14 protein-coding genes are annotated in these 16,097 nt (G+C 48.2%); 1 reads left to right on the forward strand and 13 read right to left on the reverse strand.

Annotated features, from left to right (window positions below; all coding sequences use genetic code 11):
• Positions 1-53: 53 nt before the first annotated feature.
• The 13 genes from AR543_RS19720 to cymR all read right to left on the reverse strand — a co-directional run bounded on the left by AR543_RS19720 (position 54) and on the right by cymR (position 14,385).
• Positions 54-2,579 (reverse strand): methyl-accepting chemotaxis protein, encoded by a 2,526-nt coding sequence (locus AR543_RS19720; protein ID WP_082472289.1) that lies wholly within the window; start codon positions 2,577-2,579, stop codon positions 54-56.
• Positions 2,580-2,833: 254 nt separating this feature from the next.
• On the reverse strand, positions 2,834-4,192 hold the full coding sequence (locus AR543_RS19725; protein WP_060536093.1) for a peptidase U32 family protein: 1,359 nt from the start codon (positions 4,190-4,192) through the stop codon (positions 2,834-2,836).
• Positions 4,193-4,322: 130 nt separating this feature from the next.
• Complete coding sequence (locus AR543_RS19730; protein WP_060536094.1) at positions 4,323-5,252, reverse strand: peptidase U32 family protein; 930 nt, start codon at positions 5,250-5,252, stop codon at positions 4,323-4,325.
• A gap of 215 nt (positions 5,253-5,467) precedes the next feature.
• Positions 5,468-6,541, reverse strand: coding sequence for an endolytic transglycosylase MltG (gene mltG, locus AR543_RS19735; RefSeq protein WP_060536095.1), 1,074 nt, complete (start codon positions 6,539-6,541; stop codon positions 5,468-5,470).
• A gap of 98 nt (positions 6,542-6,639) precedes the next feature.
• Entirely contained in the window at positions 6,640-6,948 is a 309-nt protein-coding gene (locus tag AR543_RS19740; protein WP_060536096.1) for a DUF1292 domain-containing protein, read from the reverse strand.
• A 4-nt stretch (positions 6,949-6,952) separates the two neighbouring features.
• Positions 6,953-7,249, reverse strand: a complete 297-nt coding sequence (locus tag AR543_RS19745) for a DUF1292 domain-containing protein (RefSeq protein WP_017813467.1) — start codon at positions 7,247-7,249, stop codon at positions 6,953-6,955.
• An 11-nt stretch (positions 7,250-7,260) separates the two neighbouring features.
• Positions 7,261-7,677, reverse strand: a complete 417-nt coding sequence (gene ruvX / locus AR543_RS19750; protein WP_017813466.1) for a Holliday junction resolvase RuvX — start codon at positions 7,675-7,677, stop codon at positions 7,261-7,263.
• A gap of 16 nt (positions 7,678-7,693) precedes the next feature.
• Entirely contained in the window at positions 7,694-7,954 is a 261-nt protein-coding gene (locus AR543_RS19755; RefSeq protein WP_017813465.1) for an IreB family regulatory phosphoprotein, read from the reverse strand.
• Between the two features lie 513 nt (positions 7,955-8,467).
• On the reverse strand, positions 8,468-11,095 hold the full coding sequence (gene alaS, locus AR543_RS19760) for an alanine--tRNA ligase (protein ID WP_060536097.1): 2,628 nt from the start codon (positions 11,093-11,095) through the stop codon (positions 8,468-8,470).
• Positions 11,096-11,590: 495 nt separating this feature from the next.
• Positions 11,591-11,797, reverse strand: coding sequence for a hypothetical protein (locus AR543_RS19765; protein ID WP_017813463.1), 207 nt, complete (start codon positions 11,795-11,797; stop codon positions 11,591-11,593).
• A 144-nt stretch (positions 11,798-11,941) separates the two neighbouring features.
• Positions 11,942-12,448 carry a PRC-barrel domain-containing protein gene (locus AR543_RS19770; protein ID WP_060536857.1) on the reverse strand — a complete coding sequence of 169 codons (507 nt, stop codon included), beginning with the start codon at positions 12,446-12,448 and terminating at the stop codon, positions 11,942-11,944.
• 123 nt (positions 12,449-12,571) lie between these two features.
• Positions 12,572-13,717 carry a cysteine desulfurase family protein gene (locus AR543_RS19775; protein WP_060536098.1) on the reverse strand — a complete coding sequence of 382 codons (1,146 nt, stop codon included), beginning with the start codon at positions 13,715-13,717 and terminating at the stop codon, positions 12,572-12,574.
• 248 nt (positions 13,718-13,965) lie between these two features.
• The gene (cymR, locus tag AR543_RS19780) at positions 13,966-14,385 is read right to left on the reverse strand and encodes a cysteine metabolism transcriptional regulator CymR (RefSeq protein WP_060536099.1); all 420 of its coding nucleotides are present in this window, start codon (positions 14,383-14,385) and stop codon (positions 13,966-13,968) included.
• Positions 14,386-14,633: 248 nt separating this feature from the next.
• Here cymR and mnmA point away from each other — a divergent pair, with 248 nt between their 5' ends.
• Complete coding sequence (mnmA, locus tag AR543_RS19785) at positions 14,634-15,758, forward strand: tRNA 2-thiouridine(34) synthase MnmA (protein ID WP_060536100.1); 1,125 nt, start codon at positions 14,634-14,636, stop codon at positions 15,756-15,758.
• Positions 15,759-16,097: the final 339 nt, after the last annotated feature.

Below are 16,097 nucleotides of genomic sequence, written 5' to 3' on the forward strand. Positions count from 1 at the left end.
TCGTATTTCCAGTAGCTTGCCTATGACAGATACGCACACTTTGTGTAAATGCGTTAAGCTTCTTTTTCCAGTATAGGAAGCTTGATTTCCTTATTTTCTGCATCTGCAGAAGCTTCGGAAGAAGCAGGCTGTTTTGTCATATCTACAATGATGCCAGCTTGCTTGTCACTTGCTGCGCCACCATCTGCATCTTCCTGATCCCATTCTTGTCCATGCTCCTGCTCCTGCTCCTGCTCCTGCTCCTGCTCCTGCTCCTGCTCCTGCTCCTGCTCCTGCTCCTGCTCCTGCTCCTGCTCCTGCTCCTGCTCCTGCTCCTGCTCCTGCTCCTGCTCAATGGTAAAGCGCGCAATCGTTTCTTTCAACTCTACCGATACATTTTCCAGTTGACCGGATAGCGTGACCAGTTGACCGCTGACATTTTGCTGTTCATTGCTGAGCGAAGCCACTTCTTCCGATGTAGCCGAAGACTGCTCTGCGACTGCGCTGACATTACTCATCGCTTCGTTGATCACCTGCTGAACTTGATTCAGTTCGCTGATCGAGGTTGTCGCAGAATTCAGTTTCTCTACAAACTCCAGCATTTGACTCTGCACCGTCTCGAAGATCGAAGTCGTATCTTTGACCGATTCGGTCTGTTCCTGGAAAAGAGGATACGCCTGATTCAGCACCTTCACTGTTTCTTCCATTTCATTCTGAATATTGGCGGTAATCTCACCAACCATCAGGATCGACTGGCGAGACTGCTCCGCCAGATTACGAACCTCTCCTGCTACGACCATGAATCCTTTGCCTGCGGCTCCGGCCCGTGCAGCTTCGATTGTTGCATTCAGGGAAAGGATATTCGTCTGCTTGGTAATATTCTGCATTGCGTCCAGCACCTGCTGTACGGAAGAAGTACTTTCTTTGAGTGAATCAATACGTGCTCCGAGGGAGCGCACCATGTCCTGGGTAACTGTCGTTTTATGCAGCAACTGCTCCATATGCTGCACACCGGTTTCACTGACTTTTTCCACCTGCTGGGCAGAAGCACCCATCTGTTTATTGGCGACTACCACTTTGTCCATCTGCTGATTCATGGTATCCGCCAGTTCCGTTCCCCGCTCCGCTTCACGGGCCAGGCTGCTTGCTCCATTTGCGATTTCTTCGGTAGCGGTAGCAATCTCGCTGGCTGAAGTAGCGGTCTGTCTGGAAGCCTGACTGAGAGATACAGCTGTATCCAGTACCTGCTGGGCAGAATGATTGGTCTGCTGTACCAGCGCAGTAATATTACTCATCATATCGTTAAAAGCAAGCGAGAGCTGACCAATCTCATCCGAAGACCGATGATCGGTACGTACATGCAGCATCCCCTGTGCACCCTGATTCATCAATTGCTGCAGCTTGCGCAGCGGTCTGCCGATCATGCGAATAATCAGTATACCGATCACAATAGCGACCAGCCCGTCGATCACAGCCATCAGCCAGGTCATTGTCAGAATCTGGCCGGCACTGGCAACCAGCGAATATACAGGTACAGTCCCTACCAGCTTCCAGTCCACCGTATCCAGTACGCTATAAGCGATAAGCATAGGTGCTGCGCCTTCATCGTGCTGGAAGCGTCCGCTGCCATTTTGAATCTCATTTACAAATCCGTATGCATAAGGCTTGGCTACGGTATCCGGTTCTGTAGAAGCAATTACTGTATGATCCGGTCCTCCGATTAGATCGACATGGCTACCGTCTCCCAGCTTGAGACTGCTGATCTGGTCATTGATCCATTTACTGTTAATATTCATAACAAAGACAAAGGAACTGGTACTGCTGGATGTTCGCATTGCCCGTGCATACATAAAGTTTTTATTGGCTCCATCCATTTGTGAGGTAGGTATCCAGGTCATCACGCTATCGCCTTTGGCGAGAGACTTGTACCAGTCTGTACTGCGGACTTCACTGGCCTCCGGTATGCCTACACCTGCTCCGATAATTTTTATGGATTCATCGAGCGGAATCATATAGATTGACTCAATCGAGTCCATGGAATTCATCTGATTTTGCAGATTATCGCTTACGGAATTGATGGTCTGATACTTGTCATAATCACTAAGATCTTTTCTCGACAGTGTAGACAGATCTTTTTGCATTGTCGGATCAAAAAAGACCTGAATCGAAGAATTAACGAGCTGGTTCAGCATCACATCCAGCTTTTCACCGGTTTGGATAATAGCCTGTTCATTGCTGATCGCAGCATTTTCTTTAATAACACTTTTGGCCTGAAAATACGAAAAGCTGCCGAGCGAAATTACAAACAGCATAATCGCGACAAAGAAAATCAGGAACAGCTTCATCCCTACCGATTTGGCAGGATGAAGGGAATGCCAATCAGGAATTATTTTCTTTTTTGATCCTTTCGCTATCGATCGTGCGGGTTTGAATCGTGCAGGTTTTCTTTTGAACCATGTATGTACTGCTTTTGGAGCCGATGAATCTGTTATGTCTGTATGCTGCGCCTGCTCCCTTTTTCCCCTGCTTTTTTTCAATAATTTTTTATCCAATCTGACTGGCTGCTGCCCCGACTTGCTCCGTTTGCGTCCCAATCCCATGACCCTACACCTACCCCATTAGAATTCATTTTAAGTAAGATGTTATTCTAAGTTAGTTATACAGTTAAAATGTACTATCATAAACTGCCAAACAGGTACGATGGATATACGTATGCTTTCATTATCGGTGAAGACCAAGGATAAATTAACCTTTTTCCCACAAAAAATAAGGCCTTTTATACTATGATGTATAAAAAGCCTTATCTATTTAGTTATAGCTATCGGTTATCCAACTATCTTGTTGATATATTGCTTTATACAGCAGCCGACATTTTAACTTTTTTTACATTTTTCTTGCGCATCATATCAAAGTAACGGACCGGCTGATCCACTTTCATTTTGATTTTTTGCAGCGGATGACGGGCAGCGTCCAGTTCATTGCCTTCTTCATCCCAGATCTGACCTACGATCTGCTTGAAGAAAGTATTGCCTGGACCGAAGAACTCAATCTCCTGTCCCGGTTTGAAATGATTGCGCTGTTGAATGGTAGCCATTCCGGTTGCTTCATCATAATCCAATACCAACCCGGCAAAGTCATAAGGTACCGCTTTGTCTTCCGGCTCATAGATATGATCTTCATTATCCGGCGTATCATAGAAAAATCCGGTATTCAGCGGACGGTTGGCCGCTTTGTTGATATCCTCCAGCCATTCAGGCTTGAGTACATAGTTCTCCGGATCAGCCATATAGGAGTCAATCGCCTGACGATAAGCGTTAACCACAGTCGCCACGTAGTGGATTGATTTCATCCGGCCTTCGATCTTGAAGCTGTCGATACCGACTTCGATCAGATCGGGGATCGCTTCCAGCATACACAGATCCTTGGAGCCCATAGAGAATGGATTGTCATTCTCTTCATACATCGGCTTCTGGTTCACACCAAGACGGAACTGCTCCAGTACACGATTGTCTGCGGCTTCCTCTTCGGAGATCCATTCTTCCTGCGAGCGTGCATCCTCGAACAGATCGTATTTCCAGCGGCACGACTGACAGCAGCCACCACGGTTGGAATCACGGTCGGTAAAGTGATTGGACAATACACAGCGTCCCGAGAAGGAAGAACACATCGCGCCATGAATAAATGCTTCGATCTCTACATCCACATGCTTTTTGATCTCGGCGATCTCTTCGAGGCTGGTCTCGCGTCCCAGTACCACGCGCGGCAGTCCTTCTTCTTTCCAGAACTTCACGGCTTGCCAGTTGATCGTCGACTGCTGGGTGCTCAGGTGAACTTCCAGCTTCGGCGCACAGCGCAGAGCGATCTCGATGATCGTTGGATCGGCTGCGATGATCGCCGAGATTCCGGCATCTTCCAGATTGCGCAGATACTCTTCGATACCTTCAATATCTTCATCATGGGCATAAATATTCGTGGCTACGAATACTTTGGCTCCATATTTGTTGGCAAACTCAACGCCTTCCCGCATCTCTTCAAAACTGAAGTTATCCGCGTTGGACCGAAGGCCGTATTTTTGTCCGCCAATATATACAGCGTCTGCACCGTAGTGGATAGCGAATTTGAGCTTCTCCAGATTGCCTGCAGGTGCAAGCAGTTCCGGCTTGTCCAGACGATGACGTTTTCCGAAATATTTTGGTTTATCCATGGTACTCATGGAGATCTCCCCCTTGATCTTGTTGCTTGATGCTGTCTGTCAGTCTACGGTTGTGACTGCAGCTTATCCCGTTCTATCTCCCATAGGCAGACAGAGGTATGATGCACTCCTACAATCCGACAATAGCAGCTTAAAATACCTGCTCTTTATAAAAGAATCCAAATGCCAGTTCACGTTCCGGGTCCTGCAGCTGTCTGACTTCATCCAGCCAGTCTTCCTGGAATTCGTAGCTGTCCGGATCGGCAAAATACGTATCTATCGCCAGCCGGTAAGCACGTACTACCGCTTCATTGTACGCGATCGGCTTCAGTATACCTTCGATTTTGAAGCTCTGTACACCGGCTTCCATGAGCAGATGTAGATCTTCCAGTATACAGATATCTTCTGAACTCATAATATGAGTACCATTGGTATCTTCATAGATCGGGAATTTCTCGTCGCGGCGTTCTGCTTCGATCAGGAACAATCCCCGCTGCAGTCCCAGATCACCCGTGACCTTTTTACCCTGATGTTCCATGTAACTCTGTACGAGGCGGCGTTTGGAATGATAAATATTCGTCATGCCATGTACCTGTACCTGCGCTTCGACTTCCATTTTGTCCATCATACCGGTAATCTCGTCCATATTCAGTTCACGTGCCAGTACGGCCCGGGTTGCCCCCTTACGGCCCCAGTAATTGGCTGTAGATGAATTGGTCGAGGTCATCTCGGCATTCCAGTGCAGCGCCATCTCCGGCGCCAGTTCACGCACGACCGACAATACCGATGGATCGCCAAATTCAATTCCGTCTACTCCCGCTTCACGCAGAGCGGTAATATAAGCAGGCAGCTCATCCAGCACATCATTAGTCATCAGATTATTGACAGCTACGTAGATTCGCTTGCCCTGTGCATGCACATAGGCTGCCGCTTCCGCAATATGTTCTCGTGTAAATTTCCCCGGCATACGCATGCCATAACGCTCTTCACCAACCAGAAAAGCGTCGGCTCCTGCTTCTGCCAGACGGCGCAGCTCTTCCATCGAAGAGACTGTCACCAACAGCTCAGGTTTGTTACTCATGTAAAGCCACCTCCCAGCCTGTACGGCTGTATATTCATCCTATCTGCGGTTTCCCTGTCTTGCTACATTGTTCATTGTACCAGTAATTCTACAGTTCAGACTGCTGTAGAGTGAATATATATTGTCTATTTTTAATAAAGAACGGACAGACAGGGATATATCCCGGACCTGCCGGACTATATCCCTGTGTATGTGTATTCTGAAGCTTTGCTGCTTTATCCACCGCTGGTGGAGCTGGTTGCTTTGCTGGTCTCGATATTTTTCAAATGTTCCTGATAGGTTTTGGCAAACAGATGACTACCCGAGCCATCCTTTTTGGTCACATAATACAAGTATTCGGAGGTCTTCGGCTCCAGAGCTGCCCGGATCGCTTCAATCCCTGGATTGGCAATCGGTCCCGGCGGAAGCCCTTCATTCCGGTACGTATTGTACGGACTGTCGATTTCCAGATCCGAGTATAACAGACGTGATTTTTGCTTGCCCAGTGCATACTGGACAGTCGCATCTATCTGCAGTCTCATTTTCTTTTGAAGACGATTATCGATCACTCCGGCTACTTCGGCGCGTTCTTCCGGTACGACGACTTCGCGCTCGACCAGAGAAGCTTCGGTCAGCAGCTCATGCAGTGTCATTTTGCGTGCCTTGAGTTTGGTATCGAGATCTTTAATGCTGTTCAGATTAGTACGTGTACCTGCCAGCATATTGGCAATTACGTCTTCCTCTGTACTCTCGATCGGAAGATTGTACGTTGCCGGGAACAAATAGCCTTCCAGCGGATGAAGAATGCCTTTGCCGGTAGGTACATTCCATTCACGTGCCTGCTTGAACTGGGAAGGGTCATCGACCAGTGCCATAAACTTGGCACGATCCACGAATCCTTCACCGCTCAGCTTGTCGGCAATCTGGGTGACGGTGTATCCTTCCGGAATCGTAAACTTCATCGTTTTCGGTACAACAACCTCTGCATTATTCAGCTTGGTAATAATCTGTTCGTATGTCATTCCTGGTGTGAATTCATAATCGCCTGCTTTGAACTGACTGCCTTGACTGTTCATTTTCAGATACAGCCTGAATGCTGTTGCATTCCGGATCAGACCTTTCTCTTCCAGCTGATTGGCCAGTGTTTCACTGGAAGTTCCCTGTGCCAGTGTATAAGCGACAGGTTGCTCCGATGCAGTAGTTGGCTGCATCTCTCTCCAGCCGTATACTACGATTCCCACAATAATGATGATAATGATCAAAAACAGACAACCTAATTTGCCAGCTCGCCTACGCAATAGATATAACATCTCCTTTGACAGCCAAAAAGAGCGGAAAGATTCCGCTCTTTTCAGGTAAGTACATGAGTTGAGCACTTGATCGGACTGCGTGCTGTAACCTGCCGTGATTAATCTTCAAACGGTAATGTCAGTTCGTCATACAGCTCGGCTACATCTTCCCATTCATCGTCATCATCGATTGTTACCAGCTCCGGACGTCCTTCGGTGGAGTCGATAATTTTGAGGATTTCTACTTCGTCCTCCGGCAGACCATTGTCTTTTTGCAATACAGCATAAGCACCGGTCTCCGTCTCAAATTCGCTGATTAGACGATAAACTGTGGTCTGGTCCTGCTCATCTGTCAATTCGATCAGCACACCATAGGCTTCCAGCAGTCTTGTTGTTAACTTGACGCTACTCGCAGAAAGATCACTCATCGGTTTATTCACCATCCAATTCAGCAACTAATGTATTGAAGGTTTCTTCAACAATCTGCCATTCCGCTTCATCTTCAATGATGTACAGCTTCAGATCGTCTTCTTCCTCTTCATATCGGAACGCATATACTTCATCGGTATCGTCCTCTGTGGCTTCCATAGGCACGACCATCATATATTTGGCGTCCGAACCGTCGACTTCGAATTTCATGATGACTTCAAATTCTTCTTCATTACCCTCATCATCAGGAATGTAAATAATTTCTGGTTCGTCCTCAAGCAAATTTTGATCCTTCGCCATATTAACCACCCTCACCTTTTACTTTTAGAATCCAAGTAATTTTGTAGTATCAAGCTTGCGGCCATTTTATCAACGACCTGCTTGCGTTTCTTGCGACTTACATCAGCCTCAATCAATGTGCGCTCGGCTGACATCGTTGTAAGCCTCTCATCCCATAGGTGAACAGGCAGCTGCACAGATTCCCGAAGATGTTCTGCAAAATCGATACATATTTGACCACGGGGACCGACAGAACCGTTCATATTCTTGGGAAGTCCAACCACAATCTCGCTGATCTCATATTCCTGTATGAGTTCGGCGATACGCTCGTCAACCTGGGGATTGCGCTGACGGTCGATGACTTCGACTCCCTGAGCGGTCCAACCGAATGCGTCGCTGACAGCGACACCGATCCGGCGGTCTCCATAATCCAGTCCTAATATTTTCATTGCGTACGCTCCGCTTCTACCGATGACTGGCCAGGTAGGAACGGACCAGTTCTTCTATTAATTCATCCCGCTCTTTTTTGCCGATCAGGCTTCGTGCATTGTTATGACGGGGAATATAAGCGGGGTCCCCCGAAATAAGATAGCCGACAATCTGATTGATCGGATTGTACTCTTTCTCAACCAGTGCATCGTACACGGTGAGTAGTATTTCCTGTGAGGAGCTCTCGTGCTCATCGCCCTTCACGCTAAACTTGACTGTTTTGTCCATGGAGTCCACTCGCTGACACCTCGCTTTTCGGAAAAAGTGTTTGCTCACACGCTTCCTCAAAATGGAATCCCCTGATGTTCATGTTGATTCTTCCTCATCATAACACATCAAGGGATATACAAGAAATATTTACGCTAAAACAAATCAAAAAGTTACAATTTTTTGAAAAGTCTGTGTAGAGAAATGCGGCTAGGTGCAGCAAGCGCTGCGGAAAGGGATAGGGCACGTCCTCAGGGGGAGCACAGGAATCTTTGGAGCAGAGGGAAATGAAGATTCCTGTGCTCCAATATCGTCCTTTGCCCTATTCCCTTGTCTTCGCTCTGCGCTTATTGCATCAGCCGGTAGTACAACAGATTTTTAAATTGAATTGTAGGTAAAGCATACAACATGATAGGTCGTTCCGATATTCAAATGTTTTAGGCATTTACAAGATCATTTGTAAACCTGCTCCCATAATCACTGGTGACAGATTGGATATCTGTACTTTGGGATGATTATATGGCAGATTGCAGAACTTATAAATTAGATCGATGCAACGTGTTTTTTGGCTGCTTCGATAGCTTCGTTCAGCTTGGAAGCATCTTTACCGCCGGCTTGAGCCATATCCGGACGGCCGCCGCCACCACCGCCGCAGATAGCTGCGACTTCTTTGACCAGTTTGCCGGCATGCAGTCCGCGCTCGATACCGGATTTTGGTACGACAACGACAAAGTTGACTTTATCGTCGATCGCTGCGCCCAGTACGAGTACAGCTTCCGGCAGTTTGCCTTTGAGTTCGTCGGCCAGACCGCGCAGAGCGTCCATGCTGGATACGCTGACTGCTGTTGCCAGCAATTGTGTCTCGCCGATCATTTCGGCTTTGTCGGTCAGCTGTCCGGCTTCGATCAGGCTCAGCTTGCTTTGCAGGGATTCGTTCTCACGGCCCAGCTCACGCAGCTGCTGGTTCAGTGCTTCTACCCGTTTTGGTACATCATGCACATTGGATTTCAGCTGTACAGCAGCCTGCTTGAGCAGATCCAGCTGGCTGTCCAGGAACATATACGCCAGACGTCCGGTTACCGCTTCGATCCGGCGTACACCAGAGCCGATACCGCTCTCGGATACGATTTTGAACAGACCGATCTGCGAGGTATTCAGTACGTGACAACCTCCGCACAGCTCGATGCTGTAATCGCCGATTTTGACGACACGTACGATATCGCCGTATTTCTCGCCGAACAAGGCCATAGCGCCCAGTTCTTTGGCTTCATCGATACCCATATAGTTAATCTCTACGTCCAATGCTTTCCAGATTTCCTGGTTGACACGACGCTCTACATCAGCCAACTCTTCCGGTGTAATGCTGCTGAAGTGGGAGAAGTCAAAGCGCAGACGCTCGGCTTCGACCAGGGAACCTGCCTGGTTGGCATGGTTACCCAGCACTTCTTTGAGTGCTTTGTGCATCAGGTGAGTCGCTGTATGGTTTTTGATAATATCATTGCGGTTCGGTGCATCGACCTGAGCGGTAACCACGTCACCGACAGCCAGTTCGCCGGAGCTTACTGTTACGATATGAACCGATTGTCCACGTGGTGCCTTGAACAGGGTTTCTACCGAAGCTTCTACCTTGTCACTGCTCAGCAGACCAAGATCGCTGACCTGACCGCCACTCTCTGCATAGAAAGGAGTCACATCGAGAATAACCTGGACCGATTCACCTGCACCTGCTTTTTCTACAAAAGCATCGTCTTTGATAATGGCTGCTACTGTAGATTGTACGGTCAGCTGCTCATAACCGATAAATTCGCTCTTGCCTTCAAAGTCGGACAATACGCCGCCCTGTACTTTCATGCTGCCGCTATCCTGACGGGCTGCACGTGCACGGGTACGCTGCTCCTGCATGGATGCATCGAATCCTTCACGATCGACGGTCAGGCCATTTTCCAGTGCATAGTCTTCTGTCAGATCGAACGGGAAACCGTACGTATCATACAATTTGAATGCATCTGCACCGCTAATTACATTTTGTCCCTGCTGTTTGGCCTGCTCTGCCAGTTCAGCCAGAATATTCAGACCATCGGACAGTGTCTCGTGGAAACGCTCTTCCTCGGTACGAATAATTTTCTCGATATATTCACGCTGCTCGACAACGGTTGGATAGTATACACCCATTACATCCCCAACGGTTTTGACGAGACTGAACAGGAATGGCTTGTCCAGACCGATTACTTTACCGTACCGAACCGCACGACGCAGCAGACGGCGGATTACATAACCGCGTCCTTCATTGGAAGGCAGTACGCCATCACCGACAGCAAAAGTTACCGTACGCACATGGTCAGCAATAACTTTGAGTGCTACATCGGTCTCTTCATTTTGCTTGTAGGTTACACCGGCGATTTGAGCCGTTTCCTGAATCATCGGCTGGAACAGATCCGTGTCAAAGTTGGAATCCACATCCTGGATAATGGAAGCAAAACGCTCCAGACCTGCACCTGTATCGATATTTTTGTTAGGCAGCGGTGTATAGCTGCCGTCTTTGTTATGGTTAAACTGGGAGAATACAAGGTTCCATACTTCCAGGAAACGCTCATTCTCGCCGCCCGGATACATTTCCGGATCACTTGGGTCCAGCTTGCCATAGGCATCGCCGCGATCATAGAAAATCTCGGTACAAGGACCACATGGGCCTTCACCGATATCCCAGAAGTTGTCTTCCAGCTTGATGATGCGCTCTGCAGGCAGACCGATTTTCTCATTCCACAGTTTGAATGCTTCTTCGTCTTCCGGGTATACCGTTACAGACAGGCGCTCCGGATCGAAGCCGATCCACTCTTTGCCGGTCAGGAATTCCCATGCCCAGGTAATCGCTTCCTCTTTGAAATAATCGCCGATGGAGAAGTTACCCAGCATCTCGAAGAACGTATGGTGACGACGGGTTTTACCCACGTTTTCAATATCATTGGTACGAATACATTTTTGCGAGTTCGTAATACGCGGATTTTCCGGTTTGACGCGACCGTCAAAATACGCTTTGAGTGGAGCCATACCGGCGTTGATCCACAACAGAGAGGGATCGTTGTTTGGCACGAGCGGTGCACTCGGCTCAACGTTATGTCCTTTGCTTTCAAAAAAAGCGAGCCATTTGGAACGAATTTCACTTGCTTTCATAAGTAATGAGCCTCCTTGGGGGTATGGACAGCATTTCGCAAAATGCTATGTAACAGCCTTAAAATCTAAAAAACGCCCCTGTCAAAGATCAGGGACGGTATTCTTGTATTCCGTACAGCGGTGTATCCCTGCAACCCTTTTTTATTATGCAAAGGCTGGTGAACAACAGGCATTAACCCACTGTATATCCAAATTACACAAATTTATTGGCATGATCCGGGATTTCACGGCTTTTTCAACAACCTATATCAGTATATCCAGCGTGCGAAAGTCTGTCAATCGTACACCGCACAGCATCCTTTATCTTATCATCATCCCTGTTATTCATAACGCCGTGGTACAAAAAGGCCTCCGGCCGATTCGCTGTACATCACTATGGAGGTACGCAATCTGCCGGGGCCTGTGTCATTAGCCTGCTGCTATATAAAGGGTATGTATCCTGCTAAGATTGCATAGCTGCGGCCATGACCACTATCTGTCATCATGTGTAAATGTTCACGAGGACATCTGCGCGTGAGCAGATGCAGCTACCGGCTTCTCAATGAACAGATCGTCCAGCGAACTGAGCGTGCCATCCTCTTCCACCTGATACACTGACATTTTGCCGCCGTTCACCGTCAGCTCAATAAAGCAGCCCCAGCAATAGAACTGGTGGGAACCGATCTTGCCGATATCTTTGGAACTACAGTTTGGACATTTCACTCCGCGCTCACCCTATCCGTCTAAAAGTTTGGGCAGTTGACCCATCCTTCTGGCGCCTGTCCTGATTGTCCCACACCGCAAAATACCAGGTATCCTGTGTCTGCTATAATCAGAATTCACCGTCCATACAGTATCAACTGCAAATCAAAGGCATTCCTCCAGCCGCTGATCACTGGCCATCGGCGCCAATATGGCGCTTTCACCGAAAGCAATCTGGCTGCTGACAGGGAGCCATTTTCGGCCGCCAATCAAATCCGAGATAAAACCGTCACTAATTTCAATCCCGGTAATGCTTTTACCCAGTTCCGGATTAAAGTAAACATCCGAGACATAGCCCAGTCTTGCCCCTTCACTGGTCAAAACAGGCATGTCCTTGATTTTGCTGTCTCCGAGAAGAAATGTATGCTTGATATCGTCAGCCGCCACCTGGCGTACTGCCTGTTGATTACGAATCATAATAGCGTCCTCTCCATGGGACACAATATCCTCCCAAAGAATGGTACGCACCTGCAGTGAAAATAACCCTTTGCCTTCCAGCTCAAAGCCCTGGACAGACCAGTCTTCCCCTAAGATGAAATCATGAACCTTGCCAAGCTGTTTGCCATCCTCAATATCAAATACGGCAAGCCCGATCATTCCTTGCATCTTCAACACTGGCAGGACCTCCTTATCGCACAAATTGCGCAGGTGAGAATATGCATTCCTTCCTGCCCGGCTGTTGGCGTCGTCTGACCTCTTCCCTCCCTTAGTCACCATACAGGGGAGCCCTGATCATTATTTACGTACGCGTTTTAGAATGGTTGCAATTTTTTGGGCGGTGCGTTCTATTTCTTCCCTAGTATTACCCATGCCAAAGCTGAAGCGAATCGCCGAATGCAGTACATTTTCCGAGAGATTCATCGCCTGCAGCACATGGGAAATCTCCAACGAACCGGAGGTACAAGCCGATCCGCTCGCCGCCGCAATAGATTCCATATCCAGATTCATCAGCATCGTCTCGCTGTTTACGCCTGGGAAGCTGATATTCAGGATATGCGGCAGGGAATGAGTCAGTGGCGTATTGATAACAAAAGCATCGACGCCTGCTTCCTGCTCCAGCATCTCGATCATGAGTCTGCGCAGACCATCCAGTTGCTCCTGACGAGCTTCCAGCTGATCGGTCGCCAGTTCGACCGCTTTGCCAAATCCGGCGATTCCTGCGAGATTCTCGGTACCGGCACGGCGTTTGCGTTCCTGTAATCCACCATGTAGCAGTGGCTCCAGCTTGGTTCCCTGACGTACATACAGCGCGCCAATTCCCTGTGGACCGTTGATTTTGTGGGAAGAAAAGCTGATCAGATCCACCGGCAGTTCGCTGCAGTTGATCGGTACAGCGCCCAATGCCTGCACCGCATCAGTATGAAATACAACACCGTGCTCTCGTGCCATATTACCAATCTCGGTAATCGGCTGCAGTGTACCGACTTCATTATTGCCGAACATAATACTGATCAAAATGGTATCCGGGCGAATCGCGGCCTGTACATCATCGGGATTTACGCGACCGGTCGCATCTACAGGCAGATAGGTCACTTCATAACCGCGGCTCTCCAGTGCTGCGCACGCATGCAGAACAGCATGGTGCTCGATCTGTGAAGTAATAATATGACGTCCCTGCTCTCTGAGAGCTTCGGCAGTTCCAAACAGCGCCATATTATCACTCTCGGTGCCACCGGCAGTGAATACCAGTTCGTTGGGATGACACCCCAAACGGGCAGCGATATTGTCGCGCGCACTGCTGACAATCCGCTTGGCTGCGCGGCCAAAAGAGTGCACGCTGGATGCATTGCCATGCGTTCCTGTCATTACTTCCACCATCGTCTGAGCTACCTCCGGATGAACCGGGGTTGAAGCGGCATGATCAAGATAAATAGATTTCATTATATAGTCACCTGAACTTTCATGGGAGATGGTAAATTTAGGAACAAACACTTAAATATATATTAATTAAATCAATAACGTCGGTAGTATTCAGCAGAACGACAAAAAACGGAAGGGGTAGCCTGATTAGGCAATGTACCCTTCCGTTATCCGTTATGCTACAGCTGCCGAATGTCCGAAGCCGCCTCTATTCAGCGCTCCGGTGCATCCGGCAGGGTATCTCGTTACCGGTCAGGATATGACTGGCTTTAGATGTAGAACATGTAGTTGTCTTCCTGCCCCTGTTCACGGTAAGTGATCAGGTCCTGCAGGGTCGTGGAATCGATAACGCCTGCAATAGCATCGCGAATCTGCATCCACAGATGACGCTTGGCCGCTACATCCTCATCGGTAAAGTCAACGACCGAAATCGGACCTTCCAGTACGCGGATAACTTCACCGGCTGTAATCTGTTCCGGTTCGCGGGACAAAATATAGCCGCCGTAGGCACCACGGATACTTTTGACCAGACCGGCATTACGTAGCGGTGCAATCAATTGCTCCAGATAATGCTCGGACAGCTGGTTTTTCTCGGCGATACTTTTGAGGGAAGTTGGACCTTCGCCAAAACGGCCGGCCAGCTCCATCATAATTGTCAGACCATAACGTCCTTTGGTTGAAATTTTCATTAAGAACACCTCATCTTAGATTTGACCAAAATCACGAAAGATTATTGCTTTATTTAGTAAGAGGAATTATAATTAGCAGTTGCATATCCGTTACGCACTTTCAATAATTCAGTGTATTCCGATCTTTATTCTTACCTATCGTAACATAGATATGCAGGGTATGGGAAATTATTCATTATTCGAGTTTTAACGACATATAGAGCTGTCCGGGAGACAGCCCAATTCTTTTATCAGGGAAGTGATCAGCCATGACCAAAGCAATATCAGATACACGTGTCGTCGTCGGTATGTCCGGCGGCGTCGACTCTTCCGTCACTGCGCTGCTGCTCAAGGAGCAGGGCTACGACGTAATCGGTATTTTTATGAAAAACTGGGATGATACCGATGAATTCGGGAATTGTACCGCTGAGGACGATGCAGAAGATGTACGCCGTGTCTGCGAACAAATCGGCATTCCTTATTACACCGTGAATTTTGAAAAGGAATACTTTGACAAAGTATTCTCCTATTTCTTGGATGAGTACAAGCGCGGACGCACGCCGAATCCAGACGTTATGTGCAACCGTGAAATCAAGTTCGGCGAATTCCTGAACAAGGCGATGGATCTGGGCGCCGATTATGTAGCGACAGGCCATTATGCGCGTGTTATTGAAGAAGACGGACAATACAAACTGCTGCGTGGCGTGGATAACAACAAGGATCAAACGTATTTCCTCAATGCACTCAGCCAGCAGCAGCTATCCAAAGCGATGTTCCCGATCGGCCATCTGCCGAAACCGGAAGTACGCCGTATCGCAGCCGAAGCCAATCTGTATACCGCCAAGAAAAAAGACAGCACCGGTGTCTGCTTTATCGGGGAACGCAATTTCCGTGAATTCCTGAGCAATTATCTGCCTGCCAAATCTGGCGAAATGGTCGATATCGCTACTGGTGAAGTCAAAGGCAGACATGACGGTCTGATGTACTACACACTCGGACAGCGTCAGGGACTGGGAATCGGCGGTTCGGGCAATGGTAATCCATGGTTCGTGGCCGACAAGGATCTGGAAAAGAACATTTTGTACGTCGTACAGGGTGACGCTCATCCAAGCCTCTACTCGACCGGTCTGATCGCTTCCGGCGTGAACTGGATCGACGGCTCTACACCGGCAGCCGGCACTACAGTTACATGTGCTGCCAAATTCCGTTACCGCCAACCGGATCAGGGCGTAACCCTGACCTGGCAGGAAGACGGAACCGTGCATGTACAATTCGATGTACAGCAAAAAGCTATCACACCGGGACAGGCAGTCGTATTCTATGACGGCGATCTGTGTCTGGGTGGCGGTACAATTGATGTTGTGGAAAAAGTGCCTTATGAGGCGCTTGTGTAATTGTATTTCGACAGTTGCAGTGCATTTCCAAAATGCTGCTTGGCAAAACCGTAATCAAATCCATTTTTTTCCTGTTTTATCGTTTGGCATGGAGATAGATCGTGTAAAACAAATACAGGGAGAGTAACGGTTGATTGTTGGTTGGACAGAATGTATTCCTGAGATATACCTTGTATTGAAAACAGCGCTCCCTGCTGATACCATGCTCTGATTTTGGAGATTGGTGTACAGTTCAGGGAGCGTTTTGTATTTATTGACGTAGTTACTTCTAAATTTTACTTTTACTTTTACGGATTAACGTTTTTGTCGTGATAGGCATAAACCTTTTTCGGGATAATT

It is taken from the genome of Paenibacillus bovis (assembly GCF_001421015.2).
GTDB lineage: Bacteria > Bacillota > Bacilli > Paenibacillales > Paenibacillaceae > Saccharibacillus > Saccharibacillus bovis.

Coding starts and splice junctions, on each gene's coding strand:
- AR543_RS19725 (WP_060536093.1), bottom strand. CDS start 4,192: ATGAGTACCATGGATAAACCAAAATATTTCGGAAAACGTCATCGTCTG.
- AR543_RS19730 (WP_060536094.1), bottom strand. CDS start 5,252: ATGAGTAACAAACCTGAGCTGTTGGTGACAGTCTCTTCGATGGAAGAG.
- AR543_RS19775 (WP_060536098.1), bottom strand. CDS start 13,717: ATGAAATCTATTTATCTTGATCATGCCGCTTCAACCCCGGTTCATCCG.
- AR543_RS19720 (WP_082472289.1), bottom strand. CDS start 2,579: ATGGGATTGGGACGCAAACGGAGCAAGTCGGGGCAGCAGCCAGTCAGA.
- ruvX (WP_017813466.1), bottom strand. CDS start 7,677: ATGAAAATATTAGGACTGGATTATGGAGACCGCCGGATCGGTGTCGCT.
- mnmA (WP_060536100.1), top strand. CDS start 14,634: ATGACCAAAGCAATATCAGATACACGTGTCGTCGTCGGTATGTCCGGC.
- AR543_RS19745 (WP_017813467.1), bottom strand. CDS start 7,249: ATGGCGAAGGATCAAAATTTGCTTGAGGACGAACCAGAAATTATTTAC.
- alaS (WP_060536097.1), bottom strand. CDS start 11,095: ATGAAAGCAAGTGAAATTCGTTCCAAATGGCTCGCTTTTTTTGAAAGC.
- cymR (WP_060536099.1), bottom strand. CDS start 14,385: ATGAAAATTTCAACCAAAGGACGTTATGGTCTGACAATTATGATGGAG.
- mltG (WP_060536095.1), bottom strand. CDS start 6,541: ATGTTATATCTATTGCGTAGGCGAGCTGGCAAATTAGGTTGTCTGTTT.
- AR543_RS19740 (WP_060536096.1), bottom strand. CDS start 6,948: ATGAGTGATCTTTCTGCGAGTAGCGTCAAGTTAACAACAAGACTGCTG.